The organism is Rhodococcus sp. 27YEA6 (genome assembly GCF_044908235.1).
GTDB lineage: Bacteria > Actinomycetota > Actinomycetes > Mycobacteriales > Mycobacteriaceae > Rhodococcus_F > Rhodococcus_F qingshengii.
This window is the reverse complement of the sequence record NZ_JBIYCY010000001.1, coordinates 480149-506369: the sequence shown is the minus strand read 5'-3', so window position 1 is coordinate 506369 and position 26221 is coordinate 480149. Positions and strand designations below refer to the sequence as shown.

Sequence of the window (26221 nt, the reverse complement as noted above, 5' to 3'; positions counted from 1 at the left end):
AAAACTGCCCCACCGGATCTCTCCGATGGGGCAGCTGACGTTGCGGTCTAGAAGCGCGGGTGGTCTCCGGCCAGGAACGCACGCTCTGCAGCGGCGTCCGACGCCTTCTTGACGCTACCGAGCGTCCAGCAGTCGATGTGGCGTGCGGTGAGGACGGCAAGTGCACGGTCGACGTCCTCGGGTGCGACGACGGCGACCATGCCGACGCCCATGTTGAACGTCTGCTCCATCTCGGCGCGCTCGACGCGTCCGCGCTGCGCGATCATGGCGAAGACCGGAGCGGGGCTCCAGGTTCCGCGATCGAGTTCGGCGACCAAGCCCTTGGGCATGACGCGCGCGAGGTTGTTGGCGAGGCCGCCACCGGTTACGTGGCAGAACGTGCGCACGTCGGTCTCGGCAGCGAGTGCCAGGCAGTCCTTGGCGTAGATCTTGGTGGGCTCGAGCAGTTCCTCACCGAGCGTGCGGCCGAACTCGTCGACGTGTGCGCTCAGGTTCATGCGGTCGATCTCGAGCAGGACCTTGCGGGCCAGTGAGTATCCGTTGGAGTGCAGTCCCGAAGAACCCATGGCGATGACGACGTCACCGGGGCGAACGCGATCCGGTCCGAGTAGCTTCTCTGCCTCCACGACGCCGACACCGGTGGCGGAAAGGTCGTAGTCACCGTCGGCCATGATGCCGGGGTGCTCGGCGGTCTCGCCGCCGAGGAGAGCGCAGCCGGCCTGGATGCAGCCCTCGGCGATTCCGCTGACCAATTCCGCGACGCGCTCGGGGATGACCCGGCCGACGGCGATGTAGTCCTGGAGGAACAGCGGCTCAGCGCCACAGACGACGAGGTCGTCGACAACCATGGCGACGAGGTCGAGTCCGACCGTGTCGTGCTTGTCCATCGCCTGCGCGACAGCGAGCTTGGTTCCGACGCCGTCAGTCGATGCGGCGAGCAACGGCTCCTTGTAATCACCCTTGAGGGAGAACAAGCCGGCGAAACCACCGAGGCCACCCATGACCTCGGGGCGGCTGGCCTTCTTGGCCAGAGGGGCGAAGAGTTCCACCGCCCGGTCGCCTGCGGCGATATCGACTCCTGCTGCCGCGTAGGAGGCGCCTGCGGTGCGGTGACTGTCCTCGGTCATCGGGTTACTACTCCAGCCTTGTATTTCTCGCGAGCACGTATTGCTCGTGCACAGGTAAGTGGTCTTGCAATGTGAAGTGTTTGCAATCCTCGTGACGCGAGATGGATCGTTCGACTCGAGACCCAGAGCGCGCACACAAATACCGACGATTACGCCCATACGCTACCGGACCGGCCCCCTCGGTGAGACCTCGCGTACCCCGAGACGTCAGTTCTGCAGCCGGGCACCGATCGAGGCGTGCAGTGCGCGCAGACTGTTCTGCCCGAGTGCGACCGTCTCGGATTCGATGTGTTTGAGGAGGTGTCCGTCGTGGACGACCTTCTCGCTCGACTGGATAAGTACCGTCCCGGCTCCGGTGAAATCGAACTGGCGTTCTTCGCCGGTGTTCGCGCCGAACATGCTTCCGCGAACCGCGCCCAGGAAGCTCTGCATCCAGTCGGCATCGAAGTGGTGGGACGGCGACGGGCAGTCGGCCCAACCCACCAACGCCTGCGGGTCGATGCGCAGCGGCGGCTCCGCGAACATGACCGGGCCATTGGACGACGCCAGGAACTTGCCTGTCCCCAGTAGCGTCAAAAAGCCTGGGACGATGGACTGTTTGAGGTCCAGGCTGGTCTCGAAGGCGAGGAGATTGGCCGCGCGAATCGTGAGGTTGCCGTCGTCGAGGTCGTAGGAATTGATGTTGAATCCGCGGTCCCCGAGGATCAACTTGCCCTGTCCCTGAGCGAGCACCCAGTCGTCCGCGTAGAGCGGTGAAGAAAACCTGGCCGCGACGATCGCCGTCATGCTCGTGCGCCCGAGCGGCTCGAAGTTGATGTTTCCGTAGTACGCGATCATCGCGCCCTTGGACGTGAACCACGGTTGTCCGGCCATCTCGACGCAGAAGGCGTAGTCGTTGCCCGGGACGTTGTCGTTGGCGGGCAGAGTTGCCGGATTGTGAATTTCGATACCCATGCTCTGTGCCCTCTCAGAACTTCTGCTCGGACGCCTGGACCCAAACGGTGCCGGCGCCGGTCATCTTCAGCTGGATGGACTCCCCCGAGCCCTTGCCGACGGCCTCGCGCCAGCCGACGTTCGCGGAGATGTCGACGTTGATCTGACCGATGTGGCACACGTATGCCTGCGGGTCGACGACGACCTGAGGATTGTTCGGACCGACCTGCAACGGAATCGCGCCCCCGTGCGAGAGGACCGCGACGCTTCCCTGTCCGTGCAACTGCGTCGTGAACAGCCCTTGACCGGTCATGGCGCCGCGTACTGCTCCGCGCACACCGCCCTGCGACGTGAGAGCGACTATCGAACTCTGGAGGTAACCGTCGTGTGCGAGGAGTCGGTCGGCTTCGACGGTGAGCATTGACGACCCGTCGAGGTGGATGACCTCGACGTACAAGCCGGCATGCCCGTAGAAGACCTCACCGTTTCCCTCGGCCGCCATCATGCGTGCATGCTCGCCGGACATCATGCGGCCGGCCATCCCGGCGATACCGCCCATGTTCGGCATGGCGCCGGGCCCACCGCCCATGCTGTGCGGGATGAAGCGGACGTCACCGGTGTAGTAGAGCATCGACCCGGTGCGGGCGAGCACGTTCTGGCCCGGCGCGAGGGTCGACTTGACGACCTTGCTGTTCACCAATTCCAACGGCATGGTTCAGCGCTCCTCGGGCTGGATGTAGACGACTCCGGATCCGTCGAATCGCAGCGAGAACGCTTCACCGCTGCCACCGCCGATCGCGGAGCGCCAGGTGACGTCGGTGACGAAGCTCTGGTTGAGCTGGCCACGGTGAGCGACGAATGCGTCGGGATCGGCAACCAGCGGATACTGCGGGCTGACTTCGAGCGCGATGATCGGTCCGCCCTTCGACAGCACGGCCACCAGACCGGTGCCGCTGACGACAGTCGTGAACAATCCCTGTCCGGAACCTGCGCCGCGGAGGCCGGCAAATTTCACGTCGGTTCGCAGTTGTCCGACCAATGCGAGCAACTGTGACGCTTCCACGTGCAGAGCGTCGTTGTTGAGCTCGATGATCGTGATGTCCTGGGCATCGACCGCGAAATAGACGGTGCCTTGACCACTGACTTCCATCAGGGACAGTGATTCACCTGCCGCCTTCTGTTTCAGCGCGGCACGCAGCCCGCCACCACCGCCCATTCCGGCGTTCTTGAAGGTGATCGCACCCTCGTACGCCACCATCGAGCCGTTGATCGCTTTGATGGTGTCCCCCACCAGGTCTGCGACCAGGACCCGGTGCCCATCCATTCTCAGTTGCGCCACGGAGGGCACTATGCCAGATGCTCACGACGTATGCCGTGTCGTGGAACAGAAAGTCGTGAACAGAAAATCTGCCGCCCACATGCTGTGGACGGCAGATTCTCGGCTGTCGAATTTCAACGATTCTGATGTTCAGGGGCGGCTGAGCGCGCTCGCATTGTCGTTGTCGCGAGTGGCCGTCGAACCTGCGGTGCTCTCGAGCATCCCCTCGAGGACGTTCTTGCCGATCGACGTTTCCTTGGGAAGCGCGATCGGGTAGGTCCCGTCGAAGCACGCGGCGCACAGACGGCTGGCCGGCTGCTCGGTGGCGGCGATCATGCCCTCGGTGGAGATGTATCCGAGGGTGTCCGCTCCGATGGAACGACGCACACCGTCGAGCATCTCCTCGAACGTCGCATCCTGTCCGCCCGCGCCGTTGGCAATCAATTCGGCCGGTGAGGCGAAGTCGATGCCGTAGAAGCAGGGCCACTTGACCGGCGGCGAGGCGATACGGACGTGAATTTCAAGGGCGCCGGCTTCGCGGAGCATCCGGATGAGCGCACGCTGGGTGTTACCGCGGACGATCGAATCGTCCACCACCACAAGGCGCTTGCCGCGGATGACTTCCTTGAGCGGGTTGAGCTTGAGCCTGATACCGAGCTGACGGATCGTCTGCGACGGCTGGATGAAGGTACGGCCCACGTAGGCGTTCTTCATCAAACCCTGGCCGTAAGGAATGCCTGAGCCCTGTGCGTACCCGACTGCTGCGGGGGTGCCGGACTCGGGAACGGGGATGACCAGGTCACCTTCGGCGGGATGCTCGCTGGCGAGCAGACGGCCGATCTCGACGCGGGTCGAGTGGACCGAACGGCCACCGATGACGCTGTCGGGACGGGCAAGGTAGACGTACTCGAAGACACATCCCTTGGGCGTCGGATTCGCGAAACGTGAGGAGCGAACGCCGTCGGCGTCGATCGCAAGCAGCTCACCGGGTTCGATGTCGCGAACGAACGACGCACCGACGATGTCGAGGGCTGCCGTCTCGCTGGCGACTACCCAACCGCGGTCGAGTCGACCGAGGCAGAGCGGGCGGATGCCGTGCGGATCGCGCGCTGCGTACAGCGTGTGCTCGTCCATGAAGGTGAGGCAGAACGCGCCCTCCAACGTGGGAAGCAATTCCATTGCGGCCTGTTCGATGGTGCTGTCGCCGGCAGCGTGTGCCAGGAGACCACCGATGAGGTCGGAGTCGGAAGTCGCTGCGTTGGGGCGCTTGTCGTTGACCAGGCCGGCTGCACGGGTGCGGCTCGCGAGTTCAGCGGTGTTGACCAGGTTGCCGTTGTGGCCGAGCGCGATGCCGGTTCCGGCAGTGGTGGTACGGAAGATGGGCTGCGCGTTCTCCCACGTCGTGGAACCGGTGGTGGAGTAACGGCAATGTCCGACGGCGACGTGACCTGGCATCGCTGCGAGGGTCTGCTCGTCGAATACCTGGCTGACCAGGCCGAGATCCTTGAACACCAACACCTGGGAGCCGTCGGCTACCGCAATGCCGGCAGCTTCTTGACCACGGTGCTGAAGTGCGTACAGGCCGTAATAAGTGAGCTTCGCCACATCCTCTCCCGGCGCCCAGACGCCGAATACACCGCATTCTTCGCGGGGCTCGTTCTCGTCCTCGTCGGACGGGTTCGAAGCGAGGAGATTTGGACTGTTGACCGACAGATCGGCACGAGTCACCGGGCGCTCCCTTTGTGGGCAGGGGTTGGGGGGCATCCACAGTCTACGGCCATTTTGGGACTCACTTCCCCTGAGGGCTGCCTTGGCTCTCAGATCACGCCGAAGCGAACCGGATGGTCTCTCACTGTTACTGCGTCAACCACTCTGTTGCTGCGCCAACCCCTCTGTTGCTAGGTCAACCGCAGCAGTGGGAGCCAGTGCGCAATTTCGGGAGCGCGGCTACCTGAGGCGTCGACTCTTCCGTCACCTGAGGCCTCGGAGAACTCGAGCAATCCGGTGACCATCTGCAACCACGTCCGAGCGTCCGTCTCGACGACGTTGGGCGGGGTTCCGCGCGTGTGACGCGGACCTTCGATGCATTGCACCGCAACAAACGGTGGGACCCGCACCTCGACGCTCGATCCGGGGGCGATCTGTTCGAGAGTGCGCGCACTCATCTTCACTGCCGCACCGAGTTCACTGCGCGAAGGCTTCGGCAGTTCCGGATCTCGAAGCCACGGGCCGACGGCCAGGACGGCGGCACGAAATTCGGCGGGGTCGACGGCGCGGCGGGGCGGCATCAGTTCACTCCCTGTCTGCGAGTAGCGATACGAACGGCAAGTGCGCCACCGGCATTCGTGGCCAGGTGCAGCAGGGCGGGGGCAAGTACGCTGCCGCCACGGCGGTGCAGCCACTCGAACAGCAATGCCGAAGCGCCGGTGAACGCCACTGCTGCGGGAACGTTGTCGCCGGCACCGCGAGCGGGAGCGACGTGCCACAGCCCGAAGGTCAGTGCGTGAACAGCCTGCGCGGTCGGCCTGTTCAGTTCGCGGCTCCAGACGGCCGACATCGCGCTACGGAACAACAGTTCCTCGGAGAGCACCGTCCCGAACGGGATGTGCAGGATGATCCATTCGAGGAAGTCTTCGCGGCCGTCTGCTCGCTCGTCGGCAGCGAGAGTCGCGCGCAAGGACGGAACGGCCAAAGCGACGCTGTAGCCGGTAAGGACCGCCCCCGCCGCGGCTCCGCCGAACTGAGCACCACCACGAATGCCGGTGTGCGCCAAGCCGAGTTCCTCGCGGGTGTAACCACGTGCGAGTAGGACTCCGATGGCCGACAGACCGGCCGCGGTGTTGACCACGGCGCGGGCTCGGGGCGAAAGACCGAATGCCGGAAGCACGACGTTGCTCCAGGTGATCGCGGTAGCGGAGAGCACGATCGAGGCGACTCCCCTCACTTCTCGGGGCCCTCTGATTTCACGGCGACAACCAATGCCGACCGCACTCGCTCGGTTTCTGCGGCCGTCCACCCCTCGGGCTGGGCAACGCTGATCCAGGCGTCCAGAACGGAGGTTCCGTAATTGTGACCATGGCCGTCCGGAACTCCCGCGGCGTTGCCGAGGTCGGCCGACACCTGCCAGAACGTCACGACCGGGAACCATTTCATCGACGGCGAGCGGTCGAAACCGGGCACTTCCTTGAGCCACTCGGGCCGATTGAACATGAGGTCGGGTGACCACCAAACCACTGGATCGGAAGGGTGCTGGACAAACAGAACCCGCGGCTGCGGCCACGTCATCCCGTCGGTCGGAATGTCTTCGGAGCGATCCGCGAACCGCACGCCGGCCAAGCCGTCCGCGTAGACAGGAGCTACTTCGGGAGTGCCTGGATCGCGCCTCTTCTCGATCGAACGCCACAACTGCGTCGCGTTCGGCGGGCCCACCCACAGAATTCCGTCGGCGGTATCGCGCGCCGCCTGCAGTGTGTCGAAGGCTCCGGCGCCGGCCATGACGCCGAGGCTCTCGCCGTAGACCATGAACTTCGGCCTGGTGGCTTCCGGTTCCTGGAGCCATCTTTCGTGTACCCGCTCGATCAACAGGCGTCCGGCAGCTTGCGCCTTCTCCTGGTCGGCGAGGAACGAGATCCAACTCGGCAAGTACGAGTACTGGCTGGCGACAAGAGCAGTGTCGCCGTCATGCACAAGTTCGATTGCCTGTGCCGCAGTGGGATTGACCCATCCCGTACCCGTCGTCGGAATGACCACGAGGACCTTGCGTTGGAAGGCGCCGGTTCGCTCCAGCTCCTTGATGACCAGATCCATACGCTCTTCGGGATCTTCGGCGCTTTCAAGTCCGGCATATACGCGAATCGGATCCATCGCAGGCTTACCGGTTGCCGCTTCGAGTTCCTGCGCGTCGAGTCCGCGCGAGACGAAGTTTCGTCCCTCGAACCCCAATGTGTCCCAGGGAGCGGCTGATTCGGGGCTACCCGATTTCATCGGATCGTGCGGTTCGACGACGCCGTCGCGAGTGGTCGAGTTCTGCAGACTGAAGATCGAGTTGGTCGCTGCATAGATTCCGCGGACCAGGACGCCGTCGACCAGCATGAAGAACAGGACGGTGACAACCAGGACACCGACGCCATTGGCCACCGACCGTGACCAGTGGAACCGCCGCATCAGCTGTCGGGCAATCAGTTTCACCAGATCATGGAGGACCCGCCAGATCGAGATGAGCAGGCCACCGACGAGCAGGCTCAGTCCGAGGGTTCGGATGTAGCCGGAAGTGGTCGTGCCTTCGGCATCGGTCAGTGCCGCGATTTCACGTTGCCACCCGGCCGCGTAGACCAGCATGATGATCGCCGCGACGATGGACGCGACCGGAACGAAGACCTTGATCGCGGAAGGCACCGGCTCGGGCAGTGGCCACCACCGTCGCCCGCTGAGCAGGTATCGCTCGACAGCCCAACCGATCGCAGTACCGACGCCGTAGCCGATGGCCGAGTTGATTCCGCCGATCAGACCTTGGAAAAGCCAATCGCGCGGCAACAGCGAAGGGGTCAACGACCAGCAGAAGAAGAACGCGGCAAACGCGATGCCGGTGAAGTCGAGTTTGAGGAGCCCCCACGCCCACTCGGTGAAGCGGTTGTCGAGCTTCTCGAGGGGTGCGGGAACAGCCAGCCGCAGGTGGTGTTCCTGCGGCTGGCTGTCAGAAGAAGTCAGTTCTCCGGAATCGACCATCTATCACCCGAACAGTGCGGGCAGCGTTCCCTCGAAGGCCTCACGGAGCTTGGCCATCGTGACGGAGAAGTGTCCCTGGACCTCGACGGAGTCGCTGCCCTCGTCGACGACCCCGATACGCGTCCACGGCAAGCCGCGGGCGGTGCACATACCGGTGAAACGAGTCTCCTCGGTACGCGGAACTGCAACGAGGACGCGTCCCGACGATTCCGAGAACAGGGTCACGAACGGATCTGCGCCCTCGGGAATCAGGATGCGGCAACCGGTTTCGCCGGCCAGCGCGGCTTCGACGACAGCCTGGGCCAGTCCACCCTCGGAGAGGTCGTGGGCTGCGGTGACGAGACCGTCACGCGAAGAGGCGAGCAGAATGTCGGCGAGCAGTTGCTCACGGGCGAGGTCGACCTTCGGCGGCACGCCACCGAGGTGACCGTGCTCGACCTGCGACCAGATGGAGCCGTCGAACTCGTCGTGGGTGTCGCCGAGCAGGATCAGCGTCTCGCCGGGCTCGAGTCCGAGGCCCGTCGGGATGCGGCGGTGAACGTCGTCGATCACACCGAGGACGGCAACCACCGGCGTCGGCAGGATTGCCGTGGATCCGGTCTGGTTGTAGAAGCTGACGTTGCCGCCGGTGACGGGGATGCCGAGGGTGGCGCAGCCGTCGGCAAGGCCGCGAACGGCCTGCTGGAACTGCCACATGACACCCGGGTCCTCGGGAGAACCGAAGTTCAGGCAGTTGGAGACGGCCTTGGGCGTTGCGCCCGTGACTGCCACGTTGCGGAAAGCCTCGGCCAACGCGAGCTGCGCACCGGTGTACGGGTCGAGCGCGGTGTAGCGGCCCGAAGCGTCGGTGGACAGTGCGATCCCGCGTCCGGTCTTCTCGTCGATGCGGATGACACCGCCGTCGGCGTTCTCGGCCAGGACGGTGTTTCCGCGGACGTAGCGGTCGTACTGCTCGGTGATCCACTTGCGGCTGCACAGGGCAGGCGAGGCGATCATCTTCAGCAGGGTCGCTTCGAGCTCGGCGTCGGTTTCGGGACGCTTCAGTCCGGCCGTCGTATTCGCGATCAAGGCATCCTGCGTTGCCGGACGCTCGACGGGGCGGTGGTAAACCGGACCCTCGTGCGCGACGGTGCGCGGGGGAACGTCGACGACGGTCTCGCCGTGCCAGGAGATGGTGAGGTGCTCACCGTCGGTGACCTCGCCGATGTCGGTGGCCAGGACGTCCCACTTCTTGCAGACCTCCATGAACGCATCGACGTTCTCGGGCGTGACCACGGCGCACATGCGCTCCTGCGATTCGCTCGAGAGCACCTCGGCCGGGGTCATTCCGGTGGCGCGCATCGGAACCTTCTCGAGGTTGATGTGCATGCCGCCGTCGCCGGCCGCGGCCAGCTCGGAGGTGGCGCAGGACAGCCCGGCGCCGCCGAGGTCCTGGATGCCGACGACGAGGCCGGCCTTGTAGAGGTCGAGACAGCACTCGATGAGCACCTTCTCGGTGAACGGGTCGCCGACCTGAACCGCGGGCAGCTTCTTACGTCCGCCGGTGTCTCCACCCTCGTCGTCGAACGTCGCCGACGCGAGGACCGAGACGCCGCCGATTCCGTCGAGACCGGTGCGTGCGCCGAACAGGATGATCTTGTTGCCCGCGCCAGAAGCGAAGGCCAGATGCAGATCCTCGACGCGCATGACGCCGGCAGCGAGAGCGTTGACCAGCGGGTTACCTGCATAGGACTCGTCGAAGACCGTCTCGCCGCCGATGTTCGGCAGGCCGAGGGAGTTTCCGTATCCACCGACACCACGCACGACACCGTCGACGACGCGACGGGTATCGGGGGCGTCAGCAGCACCGAACCGAAGCTGATCCATGACGGCGATCGGACGAGCACCCATGGCCATGATGTCGCGGACGATGCCGCCGACACCGGTCGCCGCACCCTGGTAAGGCTCGACGTACGACGGGTGGTTGTGGCTCTCGACCTTGAACGTGACTGCCCAGCCGTCACCGATGTCGACGACGCCGGCGTTCTCACCGATACCGGCCAGCATGTTGGCGCGCATCTCGTCGGTGGTGGTCTTGCCGAAGTATCCGAGGTGGACCTTCGAGGACTTGTACGAGCAGTGCTCGCTCCACATCACCGAGTACATCGCCAGTTCGGCGTCCGTGGGACGGCGGCCCAGGATCTCCTTGATGCGTGCGTATTCGTCGTCCTTGAGACCGAGCTCCTTGAACGGCTGAGCGGCATCGGGATCAGCCGATGCGTGCGTGACGGTATCGACCTGGTGAGCAGACACTGGAGAGTGGTCCCTTCCCTACGGGAGTCAAGAGGCAAGCCGGCGCGGAGCGGGACACCACGAATGTGCCCAACGAAAGAACGTGCCGGGGGACAGTCTATCGGTGTGGGCCGACTACTTCCGCAGACGGCAGCACCCGCAACACCTCCGGGCCTGCGAAGTATCGCCCGTCACACCCGCCCCGGTTGGGTGATCCGGTCGGTTTTCCTAAAGTCAGGGCCGGCCCACTCTCTCCCTCGAAAGGCCTCGCATGCCCCAGGATGTTCGTCAGTCCGACCTCACGGCACAGTCCCAGTCGGTGACCACTCCCCTCACTCCGGCTGCGATTTTCCTGGTCGCGACCGTGAATCCGGGTGGCGAGAACACCACACGAGAACTACTCGCCGACGTCGCCGGCCTGCAGCGCGCCGTGGGGCTGCGCGTCCCCGGATCAGGTTTGGATGTGGTGACAAGCATCGGTTCGTCGGTTTGGGATCGACTGTTCGCCGGTCCGCGCCCCGCGCTACTGCACCCGTTCACCGCTTTGCAGGGCGACGTTCACTCGGCGCCGTCGACTCCCGGCGATCTGCTCTTCCACATCCGCGCGATGAGCATGGATGCGTGTTTCGAGGTGGCTCGGCAGATCACGAAGCGACTGCACGGCGCAGCCACGGTGGTCGACGAGGTTCACGGCTTCCAGTACTTCGAGAACCGCGACCTCATCGGCTTCGTCGACGGCACCGAGAATCCGGTGGGCCGCGACGCCGTCGCCGCCGTGACTGTCGGAGACGAAGATCCTGCGTTCACCGGAGGAAGCTACGTCCATATCCAGCGCTACATCCACAAGATGCGGGACTGGGAAGCAATCACCGTCGACGAGCAGGAACGTGTGATCGGACGCAGCAAGCTCGAAGACATCGAGATGACGTCCGAAGTGAAGCCGGCCAACTCGCACGTAGCCCTCAACGCAATCAAGGACGAGAACGGCAAGGCTCTCGAGATCCTGCGTGCCAACATGCCGTACGGGCGCCTCGGTGACGACGAGATCGGCACCTTTTTCATCGGCTACTGCCGCACGCCGGCGATCACCGAACGGATGCTCGAGAACATGTTTCTCGGCAACCCTCGCGGCAATTACGACCGTCTGCTCGATTTCTCGACGGCCGTGACGGGCTCGATGTTCTTCACTCCGAGCGCCGACTTCTTCGAGGATCTACCGGCTACACCCGCTGGGCTCTCTGCCCGTTAACTGCCCGCTCCCCCAGCTACCCGCCCTCTAACTACGCGGCGTGAGGAACGCACCGAGCGCGTCGGCATACATGCGGACATCTGCCGCGCCCATCAGCTCGCGGGCAGAGTGCATCGCGAGCTGAGGCGCGCCGACGTCGACGGTGGACAGTCCGGTGCGTGATGCCGTGATCGGTCCGATGGTGGAGCCGCACGGCAAATCGGCGCGGTGGACGTAGCGCTGCATCGGCACTCCCGCCTGATCGCACGCGAGCGCGAATTCGCCGGCACCGGCCGCATCGGTGGCGTAGCGCAGGTTCTGGTTCACCTTGAGTACCGGCCCACCGTTGATCTCGATCCGATGAGCGGGCTCGTGGCGGTCCGGGTAATTGGGGTGCGTCGCGTGTGCCATGTCGCCCGACGCGCATACCGAGCCGGCCATCGCCTGCAGGAATTCTTCGCGGCCACCACCGCGTCCCAACACGATCCGCTCGAGCACGGTGTTCAGCAGGTCCGAGAAAGCTCCGCGATCGGACATGCTGCCGACCTCTTCATGATCGAAGAGTGCAAGCACTGGGACCTGCTGACCGGGCGACTCAGCCGCGGCCAGAAGTGCTTGTGTCCCTGCATAACACGTGCCCTGATTGTCGAGCCTGGGGGCGCTGACCAATTCCTTGTCCACCCCCACGACTGCGCTGGGTGCAAGGTCGTGTGTCATCAATTCCCAGCCGAGAACCGACGACGCGGCTACACCCGCACGCTCGGCGACAAAGCCGATGAAAGACTTGGGCTTCGAACCCACGCCCCAGATTCCGTTGACGTGCCTCTGCGGATCCAGCGTCACACCCTTGCGATCTTCGGACAGGTGGATAGCCAGCTGCGGAACACGAAGAATCGGGTCGTCGATGCGAACCAGCTTCTGCTCCACAGTGTTTCCCACCCGGACACTCAATCGTCCGGAGATACCGAGATCGCGGTCGAGCCAGGAGTTCAGCCACGCACCGCCATACGGTTCGAGGCCCACCATCTGCCACCCGGCCGAAGTGAGGTCGGGATGCTGTTTGACCCGCAGGTTGGGGCTGTCGGTATGACCTCCGACAATCCGGAACGGAGCGGCGTTTCCCACGCCCTCGGTGCTCCAGGCGATCAGCGAACCGCCTCGCACGAGGAAGTACCGTCCGGGCTCGGCTGCCCACGACTGCGTTTCGTGGACTTCGACGAACCCGCCGGCCGTCAGCTCGGTCGCCACCGTCGCGCACACATGGAACGGCGACGGTGACGAATCGACGAAGCTGCACAAGCCGTCTGCGTCGGCCCCGGTCAGAGAAGCCGCCCCGGCCCGAGCCGCCCGAGAAGTCTGAGAAGTCATGCCTCTCATCATGCCCGAACAGGTGTCCGGGACATCGGTGGCCACGAATCAGGTGAGCACAGAATCGGTTAGCTCAGGCGTGAGGACCGGATACGCAGAACTGATTCCCATCAGGATCGAGGAGCGTCACCCAGCGGAAACCGTCCATGTTCTCGCGGTGGTGCTCAGTTGCCCCGGCCTCGACGAGCCGCGCCACCTCGGCGTCGAGATCCGGACTCCCCAAATCGAGATGGATGCGATTCTTACCGGCGGTGGGGTCCGGGACCTTCTGGAATGCGAAGTTGGTGGCGCTGTCAGGGACCGCGACGATGTAGAACCAACCGTCGTTCTCCTCGACGATGTTTCCGCCCAACTGCGCCGCCCACCACGTTGCGAGCGGACCGGGATCGAGACTGTCGAAGGTGATCATGCCGAGTGTGAGAGTCATGCGCACACGCTAATGGAAGCCACCGACAAAGACTCTCGATCTCGGGCTGAGATGAGACGATCGTCGAGTGCGACTCACAACGCTGCGCGACCGTGTTGCAGAACCACTCTTCGCCGTTATCCACTTCGACCTCGAGCCGAACCTGATCACCTTCACCGCAACAGGTCTTGCCGTCGGCCTTCTCGCGGCCGCCCTGCTTTATGTCCGGAACTACTCGCTCACACGAACGAACTAGCGGGCGCGGAGATCACTCGACCGCTTCGAGTTCCGCGACACTCCCGTCCGAGATCACCCGGACGTGGCGGGTGATCTTCTCGATCGGCCAGTCCCACCATGCAATTCGCACCAACTTCTCGATGTCTTCGGCACTGAAGCGGCGCTTGATCTCCGTTGCCGGGTTGCCGCCGACAATTGCGTAGTCCGGGACGTCGCGCGTTACGACGGCGCCAGTGGACACGATCGCCCCGTGACCGATCCGGACACCGGGCATGACTGTCACGTTCCCGCCGAACCACACGTCGTTCCCCACGACGGTGTCACCGCGCGACGGCAAATCCTGCACCAAATCCATGTGCCTGACCCAATCGCCGCCCATGATCGGGAACGGGTAGGTGGAGACACCGTTCATACGATGGTTCGCGCCGTTCATGATGAAGGTGACACCGGTGGCCAGGGCGCAGAACTTTCCGATCACCAGTTTGTCGGGACCGTAGTGATGCAACACGTTTCGAGTCTCGAACTCTTCGGCGAACTCCGGATCGTCGTAGTAGGTGTACTCCCCTACCTCGATCAACGGGTTGTCGATCAACGGCCTCAGCAACACCACTCGCGGTTGCCCGGCCATCGGATGAACATTTGTGGGATCCGGCGCGTTCACTGTCTACTCCGATCCGTCGGCGCGGTGTCGCCGACCGCAGCAAGACTATCTGGTTCCTGCTGCGATCGACCGACAAGCGAAAACGTACCCGTGTCAGCCCAGGAGGCCCTTGGCGATATGGGTGACCTGAATTTCGTTGCTGCCCGCATAGATCATGAGCGACTTGGCATCACGCGCCAACTGCTCGACTCGGTACTCGGCCATGTAGCCGTTTCCACCGAACAGCTGCACGGCTTCCATCGCGACCTCGGTCGCTGCGCGCGAGGAGTACAGCTTCATCGCCGACGCCTCCGCCAGGCTCACTTTGTCTCCGGCTGCGGTGCGCTCGATCGCATTGAAGACCATGTTCTGCACGTTGATTCGAGCGACCTCCATCTCGGCGAGCTTGAGCTGGATGAGCTGGAACTGCCCGATCTCGCGTCCCCACAGTTTGCGGGACTTCGCGTATTCGATACTCAGACGGTGGCATTCGTTGATGATGCCGAGAGACAGGGACGCGATGCCGATGCGTTCGGCGGCAAAGCTCTCCTTGGCGCTGGATTTGCCGTCCGACTTTCCGCTGTCCTCGGTCTCGCCGAGCAGACGGTCCTTGGTGATGCGGACGTTGTCGAAGAACAGCTCACCTGTGGGTGAGGAGTTCATGCCCATCTTCTTGAACGGCGGGCTCTGGGTGAGACCCTCCATGCCCTTGTCGAGGATGAAGGCGAGCACCTTGCGATCGCGACGATCAACCGACGCATCGCCCTCGTCGAGCTTTGCGTACACGATCATCACGTCGGCGTACGGACCGTTGGTGATGAAGGTCTTGTTGCCGTTGAGAATGTAGTCGTCGCCGTCGCGGCGTACGTAGGACTTCATGCCGCCGAAGGCATCCGAGCCGGAGTCCGGTTCGGTGATCGCCCAGGCGCCGACGGTCTCGAATGTCACCAGGCCGGGGAGCCAGCGTTCCTTCTGCGCGAGTGTGCCGCGGCTGCGGATAGTTCCGGCGGCCAATCCGAGGCTGACACCCAACGATGCGACCAGGCCGAGGCTGACTCCGGCCAATTCGCTGTTGAGCACGACGCCCATGCTGCCGGCGCCGCTGAAGGCGCTCGACTTCTCACCGTCACCGGAGGGCGCATCGCCGCGCTCGCGTGCCAGCGACTTCTCGAGGCCCTCGCGTGCCATGTCGGCCAGACCGAAGGTCGAGTACAGCTTGCGAATGATGTCGAACGGCGGCAGCGCACCGCTTTCGAGCTCGTCGACGTGAGGTCGCACCTCTTTGTCGATAAAGCCCCGCAAGGCGTCGCGGAACATCAGGTCGGTGTCGGACCACTCGTACATGTGCCTGAACTCCAGTCGGTGAACGATCGAGAGACTGCCGAACGACAGCCACACACCGAATATAGAACACGTTCCAAAACCGGAACAGGATTCAGCTGATCAGTCCCATTCGCTGCGAGATCCACGTCAGCTCCTGCTCGACGCCGGCCGACCACACCGAAAAGCTGTGACCACCGGGAAGCTCGAGATACCTGGCGTCCATTCCGGCCGCTTTGGCCGCTTCGTACACCTTTTGCTGACCGGGCTTGAACTCATTGTCATCTGTTCCGACGACGAACACTCCGCCCGAGTTCGGGAACTTCCGAGTCGCCAGCAGGTCCATCGGATTCACCTTCACGAACGCCGCTTCGTCGCCGCCGAATATCTCGTCGACGGTTCGCTGTCGGTCACCGAGCGAAGGCTCCAATTGACCGGACAGATCGAGGAATGTCGGGTACACCTCGGGGTAATTGGTCGCCATCTGCAGTGAGCAGGTGCCACCGTAGGAGAGCCCGCCGATTGCCCACGCTCGCGGATTCGTGTCGATCTGGAACGCATTCGCCACCGCAGCGGGCAAGTCCTTTGCCAGATACGTGCCGACCTTGCCCTGTGACGAGTCGGTGCACAGCGGATTGGCCATCTGCGACCCTGTTCCATCGGCTATCACGACGACTGGAGCCAACCCCTCGTGATCTCGTGCAAAGGCATCCATTGTCGCGGTCAGCTTTCCGCCCTGGAGCCAGTCCTCGGGCTTGCCAGGCTGACCTGCCATGAGCACGAGCACGGGAAGAAGCGGACGCGGATTGGTGAAGTACGACGGCGGCAGATACACCTGCGCGTCGCGCGCGGAGAATCCTGAAATCGTCCCGGGGACAGGCAAAGTCGTGACCCGTCCGCGAATCGGCATGCCCTCCGGCGCTTTCCACACAGTGTCGGTGGGATCGCCGGTGACAACAGGATCGGTCGGACCGGGAACTTCACTGAGTGAGATGCGGTCGAAATCGTCGTGTCCGAACGCAATTCCCACAGTCGGGTAGGCAGCGAACACCAGGTTGATCTGCGTCGCGGCGGTGACGATGACCAGAACGGTCGCAACGACGGACACCACCGCCTTCGCGATCGTTCCGCCTGCCTTGATTCGCGGCCCGAGAAGTAGCAACGCGTAGATACCGATTCCGATCCACACGTAGATCGACATCTCGATGGGATCGGGGAACGGCACGATCACCTTTTCGACGGTGATCCAGACGGCGATCATGATCACCAGCGCGATCAGCCCCGCGATCGGCACCGCTCTGCGGTAATACCAGCGCACGTTCGAACCGAGCAGCCACACACCACCCAGGACCCCAAGGACAGTCAGGATCACCGGCAGCGGTCCCGAGATCAAACTGATTCGGTAGAGCCAGTCCACGTCAAGCCTCTCGCGCGTAGAAATGTCGCACGCACGAGGCTAGACGACGACGCTAGTACTCTGTATCAGGTGACATTCATCAAGGTCTGTGGCCTACGCGACGTTGACACGGTCGACCTCACGGTGGGCCTGGGCGTCGACGCCATCGGTTTCGTCTTCGCCGAGAGCGTCCGCAAAGTCGACCCCACACTCGCAGTCGCTCTGCTCGCGCGAGTTCCCGAACACATCCGTGCAATCGGAGTCTTTCTCGGCAACCCGATCGATCAGATCCTCGAGATCGCGAAGATCACCGGGCTTCGCACCGTACAGGTTCACGATCTTGTCGACGCCGAGCAAGTGCAGCGGCTGCACGATGCCGGCCTCACCGTCATCCGCGCGGTCGTCTCCAGCAACGTCCGCGACGGTTACAATCTCGACCTCGGCGAGGACGAACTCCTGATCGACGGCGCAGACGCCGGATCAGGGGTGCCGTGGAACTGGGCCCAACAGCAATCGCGCCCGCAAGGCCAGTGGATCCTGGCGGGCGGGCTGTCCCCGGACAACGTTCGCGACGCACTCGATGCCACCGGCGCCTGGGGCGTCGACGTCTCCAGCGGCGTCGAATCCTCCCGCGGCGTCAAGGACCACGCGTTGATCGAGAAGTTCGTGAGCGCTGTCCGCCAGACCGATCACTCGAAATAGGACGCGTAGTCACTGAAAGCGACTTGACCGGTGGGACTCGCTTTCACGGCGTCGGCAACGGCCGGCGGAATGGGAGCCCAGTGTGCAGGCATCGCTGCCGCCAGTGACGGCTTCAAGATGTAGAGCAGTGCGAAGTTCACTATCCAGAGCGGCGGCGCCATCGACATGCCGACTTCCGAACTCACATCGCCTTTGGTGTTGGTCACCAGCTGCGCTGCTCCCGAAATCTGTTGCGCTGCAAATCCGTAGACTGCCTGCACCGTGTATGCCGACTGATAGAGCGCAATCAGAGTGTGCGTCGCACCGTTGTTGCGCAACCAGGTGCCCACGAAACCGCCAGGGGCGATCAGCGTATTCACCTGTCGCGTCGGCGCATCCGCGTTGGCCGGACTCTCCAGCAATCCGTCTGGATTCACGTACAACCCGTAACTGGCCAGAACCGACGGCGTCGTGCCGGAATAGAGGGGCCGCCCGTTCGTATTGGTGAGAATCCGGGCGCATTCGTCGATCACCGCGGCGTCCTCGCGATTTCCGCCGACCCCTCCGCCGGAGATGAGATCGCGATACTGCTCCTCGGTCAAAGCGTCGGCTGGCTCGAGTCCGATCTGCGCGGCAATCTCTTCCGCAGTCTGCTGACCGAGCGGCTGGTTGAGTTGATCCGGAGTAGTCATCTGCGTGGGCGCGACGCTCTCGTAGCCAGGCGCCCCAGCAAATGGGATCACGAACCCGGTATCGACTGTGTCTGCAACGGGTTGCGCGCCGGCCATCTGAGTGGCGGCACACGAAAGTACGCACACCCCAACCAAAGCCAGCACCGACACGGTCCCGCGATGAGACCGTGCTCCACGTCTACAGCCCTCGTTTGAGAAAGCCTTGCCTGCAATTCCCTTGCCGCGCATAGGTCAACCTCCCGGGACACAGTCCGGCGAATCAACTCGAGCTTGCATCTCAGTCAAACGCTGTGACCAGCGCCGTGTCAAGACACTGGTCAGGTCGAGGCACGGCGACAGCTCGCTCGATACAGGCGACAGCTCGCCCGCTACAGTGATGCTTCCATCTGAAGTGACCTCACCCCATTTGAATTGCAGGACATCTCTGGAGGCGAGCAGTGTCTGACAAGCGCGGGACCGTATTGATCACCGGTGTCGGTCGGAGCAAGTCGATCGGAGCGAGCCTCGCATTGGGCCTTGCCGAGGATGGTTGGGATCTGGCTATCGGCTACTGGGAGCCTTACGACGAACGCGTCGGGTTCGGGCGCGGAGCGCACGATCCGCAAGACATTGCCGAGAAGTGTCGCGCGCTCGGAAGCCGTGTCGACCTCGTTCCCGGAGATCTGGCCTCGCCCGACGTGGCCGATCAGCTCGTTGACGCTGCCGCAGCGCGGAACGACCTCCGTGGGATGGTGCTCTCACATTGCGAAAGCGTCGACAGCTCGATCCTCGATACCACCGTCGAGAGCTGGGAACGACATTTCGCTGTCAACGCTCGCGCCTCCTGGCTGCTGATCAAAGCGTTCGCTGAACGGCTTCCGGAACAGCGCGACGTCAGTCAGGTGGCCGGGCGGATAATCGCACTCACCAGCGACCATGCGGCCCACAATCTTCCGTACGGGGCCAGCAAGGGCGCTCTCGACCGCATCGTCATCGCCGCCGCAGTCGAACTTGGATCACGCGGCATACGAGCCAACGTCGTCAACCCAGGACCTATCGACACAGGATGGATGACACCCGAGATCAGACAGGCCACAACCCTCCAGACTCCTGCCGGCCGGCTGGGTACTCCCGGCGACACTGCAAACCTCGTTCGGTTTCTGATGTCCGACGCCGGAGGCTGGATTACGGGACAACTCCTTCACTCCAACGGCGGATTCAGTACGAACTGAGCCTTGGCCGGACTCAATTCAGGCTTTGTAGGTCGGTAGCGTCTGGCCGAGCCTCTTACCCATTTCGGCAGCCAAAGCCGCGAGCCCGCTGGCCGGACGCACCATGACCTCGAAATCGACGATCTTGCCGTCCTCGTCGAATTCGACCATGTCGATTCCCTTGAGACTCTTGTCGCCGATGTTCGCACTGAATTCGAGCACGACCTGCCGACCGTTGGCTCCGGCGAACTGACGGTGGTACTCGAAGTTCTCGAACACCTGGATCACCGTATTGAGGATGAGCACAACGGCATCCGCGGACTGGTACGGCTTGAATCCCGTGGGCGATCGGAACTGCGCGTCGGGCGCGACGATCGTCGGTAGCGCCGACAGATCGCCGGTTTCGATCATGGTGTGCCACAACTTCAGTGCAGCTCCGACTTTCGGTTCGAGCGTCAATTCCGTGCTCATGCTTCTACCCTTCCCTCGACGTTACCTGCCGCTTGTTCTACCGGCACTTGACTTGCGACGGACCACGCACTCAACACAGTTCGCACCCCGGTCACGAGTTGCAACGGCTGATCGATCATGACGTGATGTCCGGCTTCGGGAATCTCCGCCACGATGGCCTCCGGCCCGAACAATCCGCGCATGTGCTCCATGAGTCGATCGGACACGATGCCGTTCTCAGCTCGGAAATAGGCTACGCGGCAACGTGGTTCACTGTCGAGAACATCTTCGGCGCCTACTCGGAGAAAGAAATTCGGATCGAACTTCCAGGACCAACCGCCCTCGACTTCCTCCATCGACGTGGCCGCCACATGGTCACGCACCGCAGGCAGACCCGAATCCTGCGGCGGAACGAAGCGGAACCGGCCCATCGCGTCTTCCCTGGTGGGATAAACCTTCTTGGGGCCGAACGCATTCTGGCGTCGAGCCGCCTCCTCTTCGGGCGTACGCGCCTTGAGCGGAGAATCGATGATGACAACCCCGTCCAACAGTTCGCCATGCAGATGCGAGGCCACGAAAGAAACAATCCCACCCATACTGTGCCCCACCAGAATCGGCTTGCCGTCGATTCCCCCCGCCTCGGCCGCCGCCAGCACCTCGCGAGCCCACTGGGACATCGCGTAGGCGTCGCGAGTGTGACTGTCGCCGTGGCCCGTCAAGTCGAGAGCGACGACGCGGCGCCCCTCGGCGAACTGCGGCGCAATGTGATCCCACCAGCGACTGTGGGCGGCGCCGCCGTGAATCAGCACGATTCCCGGCCCCGCCGGCCCCCAAGCCCGAAAGTGCACCGAGGCACCCTCGACCTCCACCGACCCCGTCTCGACCGGCGCTGCCAACGCCCGAGTGAACCAACCAGGCGCGTCTTCGACCACATTGCTCATCGATCGAACATACATAGTCGTCAATCGGTTCATCCAACTCTTCCCAGTTCGTGATCCATCACCTATATTGAATCCGGCCTCAAGTTCAATTCGTTTCGCCGAAGGGGAGAGATGACCAACCGCCAAGTACGCCTCGCCGCCCGCCCGACAGGACTTCCCGACGCTTCCACCTGGGAATACGTCGATGCCGAGATCCCGTCCGCCGGACCGGGCGAGTTTGTCGTCAAGGTCGAATACCTCTCCCTCGACCCCGCGATGCGCGGTTGGCTCAACGACGTCAAGTCGTACGTTCCGCCGGTCAAGCTCGGTTCCGTCATGCGCGCCCACGGCGTCGGACGCATCACCGAATCACAGCACCCCGATTACCAGGTCGGGGACATCGTGGCCGGATCCTTCGGCGCTTCCGAGTACGGCGTTTCCGACGGTACAGACGTCACTCGGGTCGACGAATCGATCGCTCCCCTGCCGACCTGGCTCGGCGCTCTCGGTTTCCCCGGCGTCACTGCGTATTTCGGATTACTCGACGTCGGAAAGCTGAAAGACGGTGACACCGTCGTCGTGTCCGGTGCCGCGGGTGCGGTCGGCAGTCTGGTCGGCCAGATCGCAAAGCTTCACGGATGCAAGGTCATCGGCATCGCCGGCGGTCCGGAGAAGTGCGCGTGGCTCACCGAGGACCTCGGCTTCGATGTCGCCATCGACTACAAGAACGAATCCGTATACAAGGCGCTCAAGTCCAACGCTCCCGACGGTATCGACGTGTACTTCGACAACGTCGGCGGAGAAATTCTCGACGCCGCTCTCTCCCGTCTGCGCCTCGGAGCTCGGGTGGTCATCTGCGGCGCCATCGCGGGCTACAACGCCACCGAACCTCAGCCAGGCCCTGCTCACTACCTGTCACTTCTCGTCAACCGCGCCACGATGGCCGGCTTCGTGGTCTTCGACTACCTCGATCGCTACGCAGAAGCACAAGAGCAGATCGGAAAGTGGATCAAGAGTGGCGAATTGACTGCTCGCGAGCACGTCGTCGACGGCGGTATCGACGCGTTCGGCGACAGCCTCAATCTTCTCTTCGCCGGAGCGAACACCGGAAAGCTGGTCTTGAAGGTCAGCTGAGTCGGCCACACACGCAGATCGGCCACCGGTATTCCGGTGGCCGATTCGCTTGGGTCAACTGACTCCGGACGGAGTGGGAACGCTGTCCTCCCCCAACCGCGGCGGGGCCGACCGATAGGTTGCCGGCGTGCCGCTCATCCGAATCGGATTGGCTACCTGCCGAGTCGGTGCATCGCGACGCGGGTCGTCGATGGACACCACCGGATCGAGATTCAGCCGTTCCGCCAGCGCTATCGCGTCGGCGATGTCGTTGAGAGGCCCACACGGAACACCTCGCTCGGTCAGTGCCTCGAACCACGAGTCCGCAGAGCCCTTGGCCAATGCAGCAGTGACGGCGTCGAACAGTTCTTCTCGATGCGCAACCCTGTCGCTGTTGGACGCGAAACGCGCATCAGCGGCAAGTTCGGAAACTCCGAGAACCTCTGTCAACGAACTGAATTGCCGATCATTGCCGACCGCGAGGACCAGCGGACGGTCCGCGGTGTCGAATACCTCGTATGGTGCGATGCTCGGATGCCGGTTGCCCATTGCCTGCGGCACCACGCCCGCGGCCACGTAGCCGGACGACTGGTTGGCCAGTGCGGACAGCAACGAGGACAACAGATTGACCTCGACGTGCTGCCCTTCGCCTGTGCGATCGCGATGGCGCAGCGCTGCAAGGATTCCCACGCTGGCATGCAGGCCGGTGATGACGTCGACCACCGCGACACCGACCTTGGTGGGAGTCTTGGGATCGGGTCCGGTGATACTCATCAATCCGCCGACCGCCTGAATCAACAGGTCGTATCCCGGCAGAGAGTTGTTGCCACCGAAGCCGCTGATCGAGCAGTAGACCGCACGCGGATTCATTTCTCGGACAGCGTCGTAGCCCAGCCCCAGACGGTCCATCGTTCCCGGCAGGAAGTTCTGCACCACGACGTCCGCATTGCGAACCAGCTCGCGTGCACTCTCCAGATCCTCGCGCTCGCGCAGGTCCAGAGTGACCGACTTCTTGTTACGGTTCACCGACAGAAAGTAGCTCGACTCGTCCCCCACCCACGGTGGGCCCCAGCTGCGAGTGTCGTCCCCGACACCCGGCCGCTCGATCTTGACGACCTCGGCACCCAGGTCGGCGAGAATCATCGTGGCGTACGGACCGGCGAGGACGCGGCCGAAATCAGCGATCACCAACCCGTCGAGCGCTCCGACAGCGTCTGCCGTCACCGGAAAGCTTCTTCACCGGTGAGAGCTCGGCCGATCACGAGTTGGTGAACCTCGGAGGTGCCCTCGTAGGTGAGAACGGATTCGAGGTTGTTGGCGTGCCGGATCACGGGGTACTCGAGCGTGATGCCGTTGGCGCCCAGAATGGTTCGGCATTCACGGGCGATCTTGATGGCCTCGCGGACATTGTTGAGCTTGCCGGTGCTGACCTGCTCGGGGCGAACCGTCCCGGCGTCCTTGAGGCGCCCGAGGTGGATGGCGAGCAACTGCCCCTTGCCCAATTCGACTGCCATGTCGGCGATCTTGGCCTGGGTGATCTGATACGCGGCGAGCGACTTGTCGAAGACCTTGCGATCACGTGCATATGAGATCGCAGTCTCGAGGCAGTCACGTGCTGCACCCATTGCCCCGAAGATGATGCCGAAGCGTGCCTCGTTGAGGCAGCCGAGCGGGCCGGACAGTCCGCGAGCCTTGGGCAGCATCGCCGAGGCAGGCAGACGCACGTCCTCGAGCACCAGCTCCGAGGTGACCGACGCCCGGAGCGACATCTTGTTCTTGATCTCGGGGGCGGAGAATCCCGGAGTGTCGGTGGGAACGACAAATCCGCGCACGCCGTCGTCGGTTCGAGCCCAGACCACGGCGACGTCCGCGATGGAGCCGTTGGTGATCCACATCTTGGTGCCGTTGAGGATCCAGTCGTCCCCGTCGCGCTTGGCGTTGGTTCGCATACCGCCGGGGTTGGATCCGAAATCGGGTTCCGTGAGACCGAAGCAGCCGATGGCTTCACCCGCCGCCATTCGCGGGAGCCATTCTTCCTTCTGCTCTTCACTTCCGTTGTGGTGGATCGCGAACATGGCGAGCGAGCCCTGGACCGAGACGAGGCTGCGAATGCCCGAATCGACAGCTTCGAGTTCCTGGCAGGCCAACCCGTACGCCGTGGCGCTCATCCCGGCACAGCCGTAGCCCTCGAGGTGCATGCCCAGTACGCCGAGCGCGCCCAGTTCCTTGGCCAGCTCACGAGCCGGCAGTGCTGCCGCTTCGAACCATTCACCTACGTGCGGGCGAATGCGATCGTCGACCATCTTGCGGACCGTGTCGCGGATCGCGATCTCCTCTGCGTCCAGCAGGGTGTCGATGGCAAAAAGCTCGGACAGGGACTGCGGCGTGGTCACGGGGCCTCCAGTGTTCTCGGGCGCAATCCTTTGCGAGAACGATTGCGCAATCGTTTGCATCGCCTAGAGTAGAGCCCGGTTGCGCACCCGTCAATCCCCGAACTGCCGACCGACACCGAACCAACTCAGAACCGACGCACACCAGGAGCCACGACGCAGATGACGCCCGATCCGTCGAACCGCAGCAACGGCCGTCCGCCGACGCTGCGCGAAATCGCCGACCAGGCCGGGGTCCACATCTCGACGGCGTCGCGGGTCCTCCGTCAGCCCGAGCCCGCCGACGGCTGGTCCGACTCCGCACTCCGGGTTCGTCAGGTTGCCGAGGAACTCGGTTACCAACCGAACCTGTGGGCAGCCAGCCTGCGTACCCGCAAGACCACCACCATCGGCGTCGTGATGCCGAGACTGACAGACGTTGTAGTGGCCACCATGTTCCAAGGCATCGAGGAAGCCGCCACCGCAGCCGGGTACTCCGTCTTGCTCTCCAGCCCGCCCGACGATCTGGAAGCGCAACGCAAAGCGGTCGAGTTCCTGGTGAGCCGACAGGTCGACGGTCTCATGCTGAGCAGCATCCACCTGCCGGGTACCGATTTCGTCGACTCGCTCCCCCTGCGCTCACTGCCGATCCTGCTGCTGAACCGGCACATCGACTCGGCGACGTCATCCGTCAACCGAAGCCTTCCCTTTGTCAGCGGCGACGACCGCCTCGGCGGCTACCTCGCGGGGAAGCATCTACTGGACTGCGGCTATCGCGATCTCGGAGTGATCGCGGGGCCGGATCACGCCAGCACGTCGAGGGAACGCGTCGCGGGTTTCCGCGATGCCCTGGCCGAAGCCGGTCTGGAACTGCCGCCGAACCGAATAGTGGCGTCCGAGTTCGAAGTTCAAGGGGGTGTCGATGCGGCGGCCACACTGCTCAGCGGGAACACGCGCCCTGACGCCGTTTTCACGGTGAGCGACACCATCGCGATCGGCGTACTCGGTGTGGCCCGTGATCTCGGGTTGAGCATTCCCGACGATCTTGCGTTGGTCGGCTACAACGACATTCCGGTTGTCTCCCAACTCCCGGTGCCCCTGACGACGGTCAGGTCCCCCGCCCGAAAGATCGGTGCGACCGGGCTCGAGCACCTACTCGCACTGATCTCCGGCAAGAACGTCGAATCCGTGAAGCTTCCCGTCGAACTGATCGCGCGAGCCTCCACCAGAAAGCCTGCCAGTCACAAACTCTGAGCAGCTACCAGACCTGAGATTCGTCGATGCCCAACTGTCGCGCGTAACCGGAGTTGAGTGCGTCCCAGCCGTACTCGCGCGCCCGTTCACCCACGATCGGCCCGAAGGGCTCGCCTGCCAGAAGGGCATCGAGTACGTCGAAGCACAGATGCCACCCCGCAGCGAGCGCCGACGCCATCCCCTCGGCGCGCGACCTCTGCGTCAGCACGACGCGGGTACCGCCTTCGATCGGGGTCAGGTCCCACACCAATTCGTCCGGGCCCCACTCGTGTTCGAGCCGCCGAGTGGTCTCCACGACGTGAACGGTGACCGGCAGCGACATTTCGGGGGCGCCGTCCTCGGTGAGCATGGTGATCACCGCATCACCGGTACGGCTCAGGTTCCGATCGGCGGTGTACGGCGTCCATTGCGCCAACATCTCCGGGTCGGTGATCGCCTCCCACACCTTCTCGACGGAATACGGCAGCACCCGAGGAAAGCTGACGACTGTGTCGTCACCGTCGACGCTCACCGTGACGTCGGACAGGGCACTGGGCTGATACGGCTGGGCACTCATGGTTCGATCTCACCAGGAACCACCGAC

26 protein-coding genes are annotated in these 26221 nt (G+C 63.6%); 6 read left to right on the top strand and 20 right to left on the bottom strand.

Going from position 1 to position 26221, the window contains the following annotated elements:
- Nucleotides 1-47 precede the first annotated feature (47 nt).
- The 9 genes from purM to purL all read right to left on the bottom strand — a co-directional run bounded on the left by purM (nt 48) and on the right by purL (nt 10395).
- Entirely contained in the window at nt 48-1127 is a 1080-nt protein-coding gene (gene purM, locus ABH939_RS02525) for a phosphoribosylformylglycinamidine cyclo-ligase (protein ID WP_003940225.1), read from the bottom strand.
- Nucleotides 1128-1334: 207 nt separating this feature from the next.
- On the bottom strand, nt 1335-2081 hold the full coding sequence (locus ABH939_RS02520) for an AIM24 family protein (RefSeq protein ID WP_003939813.1): 747 nt from the start codon (nt 2079-2081) through the stop codon (nt 1335-1337).
- Between the two features lie 13 nt (nt 2082-2094).
- Complete coding sequence (locus ABH939_RS02515; RefSeq protein ID WP_003939918.1) at nt 2095-2772, bottom strand: AIM24 family protein; 678 nt, start codon at nt 2770-2772, stop codon at nt 2095-2097.
- A gap of 3 nt (nt 2773-2775) precedes the next feature.
- Nucleotides 2776-3384 (bottom strand): AIM24 family protein, encoded by a 609-nt coding sequence (locus tag ABH939_RS02510; protein ID WP_003940441.1) that lies wholly within the window; start codon nt 3382-3384, stop codon nt 2776-2778.
- 144 nt (nt 3385-3528) lie between these two features.
- On the bottom strand, nt 3529-5106 hold the full coding sequence (gene purF / locus ABH939_RS02505) for an amidophosphoribosyltransferase (protein ID WP_003940541.1): 1578 nt from the start codon (nt 5104-5106) through the stop codon (nt 3529-3531).
- A 170-nt stretch (nt 5107-5276) separates the two neighbouring features.
- Nucleotides 5277-5666, bottom strand: a complete 390-nt coding sequence (locus ABH939_RS02500; protein WP_007733822.1) for a sterol carrier family protein — start codon at nt 5664-5666, stop codon at nt 5277-5279.
- Nucleotides 5666-6322, bottom strand: coding sequence for a CPBP family intramembrane glutamic endopeptidase (locus ABH939_RS02495; RefSeq protein WP_065455262.1), 657 nt, complete (start codon nt 6320-6322; stop codon nt 5666-5668). The genes ABH939_RS02500 and ABH939_RS02495 overlap by 1 nt, the downstream gene beginning before the upstream one ends.
- Nucleotides 6319-8103 carry an alpha/beta hydrolase gene (locus ABH939_RS02490; protein WP_404649282.1) on the bottom strand — a complete coding sequence of 595 codons (1785 nt, stop codon included), beginning with the start codon at nt 8101-8103 and terminating at the stop codon, nt 6319-6321. Before ABH939_RS02490 ends, ABH939_RS02495 begins: the two co-directional genes overlap by 4 nt.
- A 3-nt stretch (nt 8104-8106) precedes the next feature.
- Entirely contained in the window at nt 8107-10395 is a 2289-nt protein-coding gene (gene purL, locus ABH939_RS02485; protein ID WP_003940379.1) for a phosphoribosylformylglycinamidine synthase subunit PurL, read from the bottom strand.
- 250 nt (nt 10396-10645) lie between these two features.
- On the opposite strand from purL, the gene ABH939_RS02480 reads away from it, so the two are divergent.
- Complete coding sequence (locus tag ABH939_RS02480; RefSeq protein ID WP_404649281.1) at nt 10646-11623, top strand: Dyp-type peroxidase; 978 nt, start codon at nt 10646-10648, stop codon at nt 11621-11623.
- Nucleotides 11624-11650: 27 nt separating this feature from the next.
- Here ABH939_RS02480 and ABH939_RS02475 read toward each other — a convergent pair whose 3' ends face one another.
- Together ABH939_RS02475 and ABH939_RS02470 are read right to left on the bottom strand one after the other, a co-directional pair.
- On the bottom strand, nt 11651-12970 hold the full coding sequence (locus tag ABH939_RS02475; protein WP_404649279.1) for a M18 family aminopeptidase: 1320 nt from the start codon (nt 12968-12970) through the stop codon (nt 11651-11653).
- 73 nt (nt 12971-13043) lie between these two features.
- Nucleotides 13044-13397 carry a VOC family protein gene (locus ABH939_RS02470; protein ID WP_020970627.1) on the bottom strand — a complete coding sequence of 118 codons (354 nt, stop codon included), beginning with the start codon at nt 13395-13397 and terminating at the stop codon, nt 13044-13046.
- A 67-nt stretch (nt 13398-13464) separates the two neighbouring features.
- Here ABH939_RS02470 and ABH939_RS02465 point away from each other — a divergent pair, with 67 nt between their 5' ends.
- Nucleotides 13465-13632, top strand: coding sequence for a hypothetical protein (locus tag ABH939_RS02465; RefSeq protein ID WP_156888943.1), 168 nt, complete (start codon nt 13465-13467; stop codon nt 13630-13632).
- Between the two features lie 12 nt (nt 13633-13644).
- On the opposite strand, the gene ABH939_RS02460 is transcribed toward ABH939_RS02465, so the two are convergent.
- From ABH939_RS02460 to ABH939_RS02450, 3 genes are all read right to left on the bottom strand, one after another.
- On the bottom strand, nt 13645-14241 hold the full coding sequence (locus tag ABH939_RS02460; RefSeq protein WP_404649278.1) for a CatB-related O-acetyltransferase: 597 nt from the start codon (nt 14239-14241) through the stop codon (nt 13645-13647).
- 126 nt (nt 14242-14367) lie between these two features.
- A complete protein-coding gene (locus ABH939_RS02455; protein WP_007733810.1) occupies nt 14368-15597 on the bottom strand; it encodes an acyl-CoA dehydrogenase family protein in 1230 nt (409 codons plus the stop codon).
- 91 nt (nt 15598-15688) lie between these two features.
- The gene (locus tag ABH939_RS02450; RefSeq protein ID WP_003939993.1) at nt 15689-16990 is read right to left on the bottom strand and encodes an esterase family protein; all 1302 of its coding nucleotides are present in this window, start codon (nt 16988-16990) and stop codon (nt 15689-15691) included.
- Between the two features lie 69 nt (nt 16991-17059).
- Between ABH939_RS02450 and ABH939_RS02445 the strand changes: the two genes are divergently transcribed.
- Nucleotides 17060-17671 (top strand): phosphoribosylanthranilate isomerase, encoded by a 612-nt coding sequence (locus tag ABH939_RS02445; protein ID WP_404649277.1) that lies wholly within the window; start codon nt 17060-17062, stop codon nt 17669-17671.
- On the opposite strand, the gene ABH939_RS02440 is transcribed toward ABH939_RS02445, so the two are convergent.
- On the bottom strand, nt 17659-18570 hold the full coding sequence (locus ABH939_RS02440) for a hypothetical protein (protein ID WP_404649276.1): 912 nt from the start codon (nt 18568-18570) through the stop codon (nt 17659-17661). The genes ABH939_RS02445 and ABH939_RS02440 overlap by 13 nt on opposite strands.
- 209 nt (nt 18571-18779) lie before the next feature.
- On the opposite strand from ABH939_RS02440, the gene ABH939_RS02435 reads away from it, so the two are divergent.
- Complete coding sequence (locus ABH939_RS02435) at nt 18780-19553, top strand: SDR family oxidoreductase (RefSeq protein ID WP_404649275.1); 774 nt, start codon at nt 18780-18782, stop codon at nt 19551-19553.
- Nucleotides 19554-19571: 18 nt separating this feature from the next.
- On the opposite strand, the gene ABH939_RS02430 is transcribed toward ABH939_RS02435, so the two are convergent.
- Together ABH939_RS02430 and ABH939_RS02425 are read right to left on the bottom strand one after the other, a co-directional pair.
- Nucleotides 19572-20003, bottom strand: a complete 432-nt coding sequence (locus ABH939_RS02430; protein WP_054781585.1) for a nuclear transport factor 2 family protein — start codon at nt 20001-20003, stop codon at nt 19572-19574.
- Complete coding sequence (locus ABH939_RS02425) at nt 20000-20923, bottom strand: alpha/beta fold hydrolase (RefSeq protein WP_404649274.1); 924 nt, start codon at nt 20921-20923, stop codon at nt 20000-20002. The genes ABH939_RS02430 and ABH939_RS02425 overlap by 4 nt, the downstream gene beginning before the upstream one ends.
- Before the next feature lie 111 nt (nt 20924-21034).
- Between ABH939_RS02425 and ABH939_RS02420 the strand changes: the two genes are divergently transcribed.
- Nucleotides 21035-22036 carry an NADP-dependent oxidoreductase gene (locus tag ABH939_RS02420; protein WP_003939765.1) on the top strand — a complete coding sequence of 334 codons (1002 nt, stop codon included), beginning with the start codon at nt 21035-21037 and terminating at the stop codon, nt 22034-22036.
- A gap of 54 nt (nt 22037-22090) precedes the next feature.
- On the opposite strand, the gene ABH939_RS02415 is transcribed toward ABH939_RS02420, so the two are convergent.
- Nucleotides 22091-23239 (bottom strand): CaiB/BaiF CoA-transferase family protein, encoded by a 1149-nt coding sequence (locus tag ABH939_RS02415; protein WP_003939934.1) that lies wholly within the window; start codon nt 23237-23239, stop codon nt 22091-22093.
- Complete coding sequence (locus tag ABH939_RS02410) at nt 23236-24408, bottom strand: acyl-CoA dehydrogenase family protein (protein ID WP_003939770.1); 1173 nt, start codon at nt 24406-24408, stop codon at nt 23236-23238. Before ABH939_RS02410 ends, ABH939_RS02415 begins: the two co-directional genes overlap by 4 nt.
- Nucleotides 24409-24567: 159 nt before the next feature.
- Here ABH939_RS02410 and ABH939_RS02405 point away from each other — a divergent pair, with 159 nt between their 5' ends.
- Entirely contained in the window at nt 24568-25638 is a 1071-nt protein-coding gene (locus ABH939_RS02405; protein ID WP_064073436.1) for a LacI family DNA-binding transcriptional regulator, read from the top strand.
- 4 nt (nt 25639-25642) lie between these two features.
- On the opposite strand, the gene ABH939_RS02400 is transcribed toward ABH939_RS02405, so the two are convergent.
- Nucleotides 25643-26194: an SRPBCC family protein gene (locus ABH939_RS02400; RefSeq protein WP_003940599.1), complete on the bottom strand. Its 552-nt coding sequence runs from the start codon at nt 26192-26194 to the stop codon at nt 25643-25645.
- Between the last annotated feature and the right edge of the window lie 27 nt (nt 26195-26221).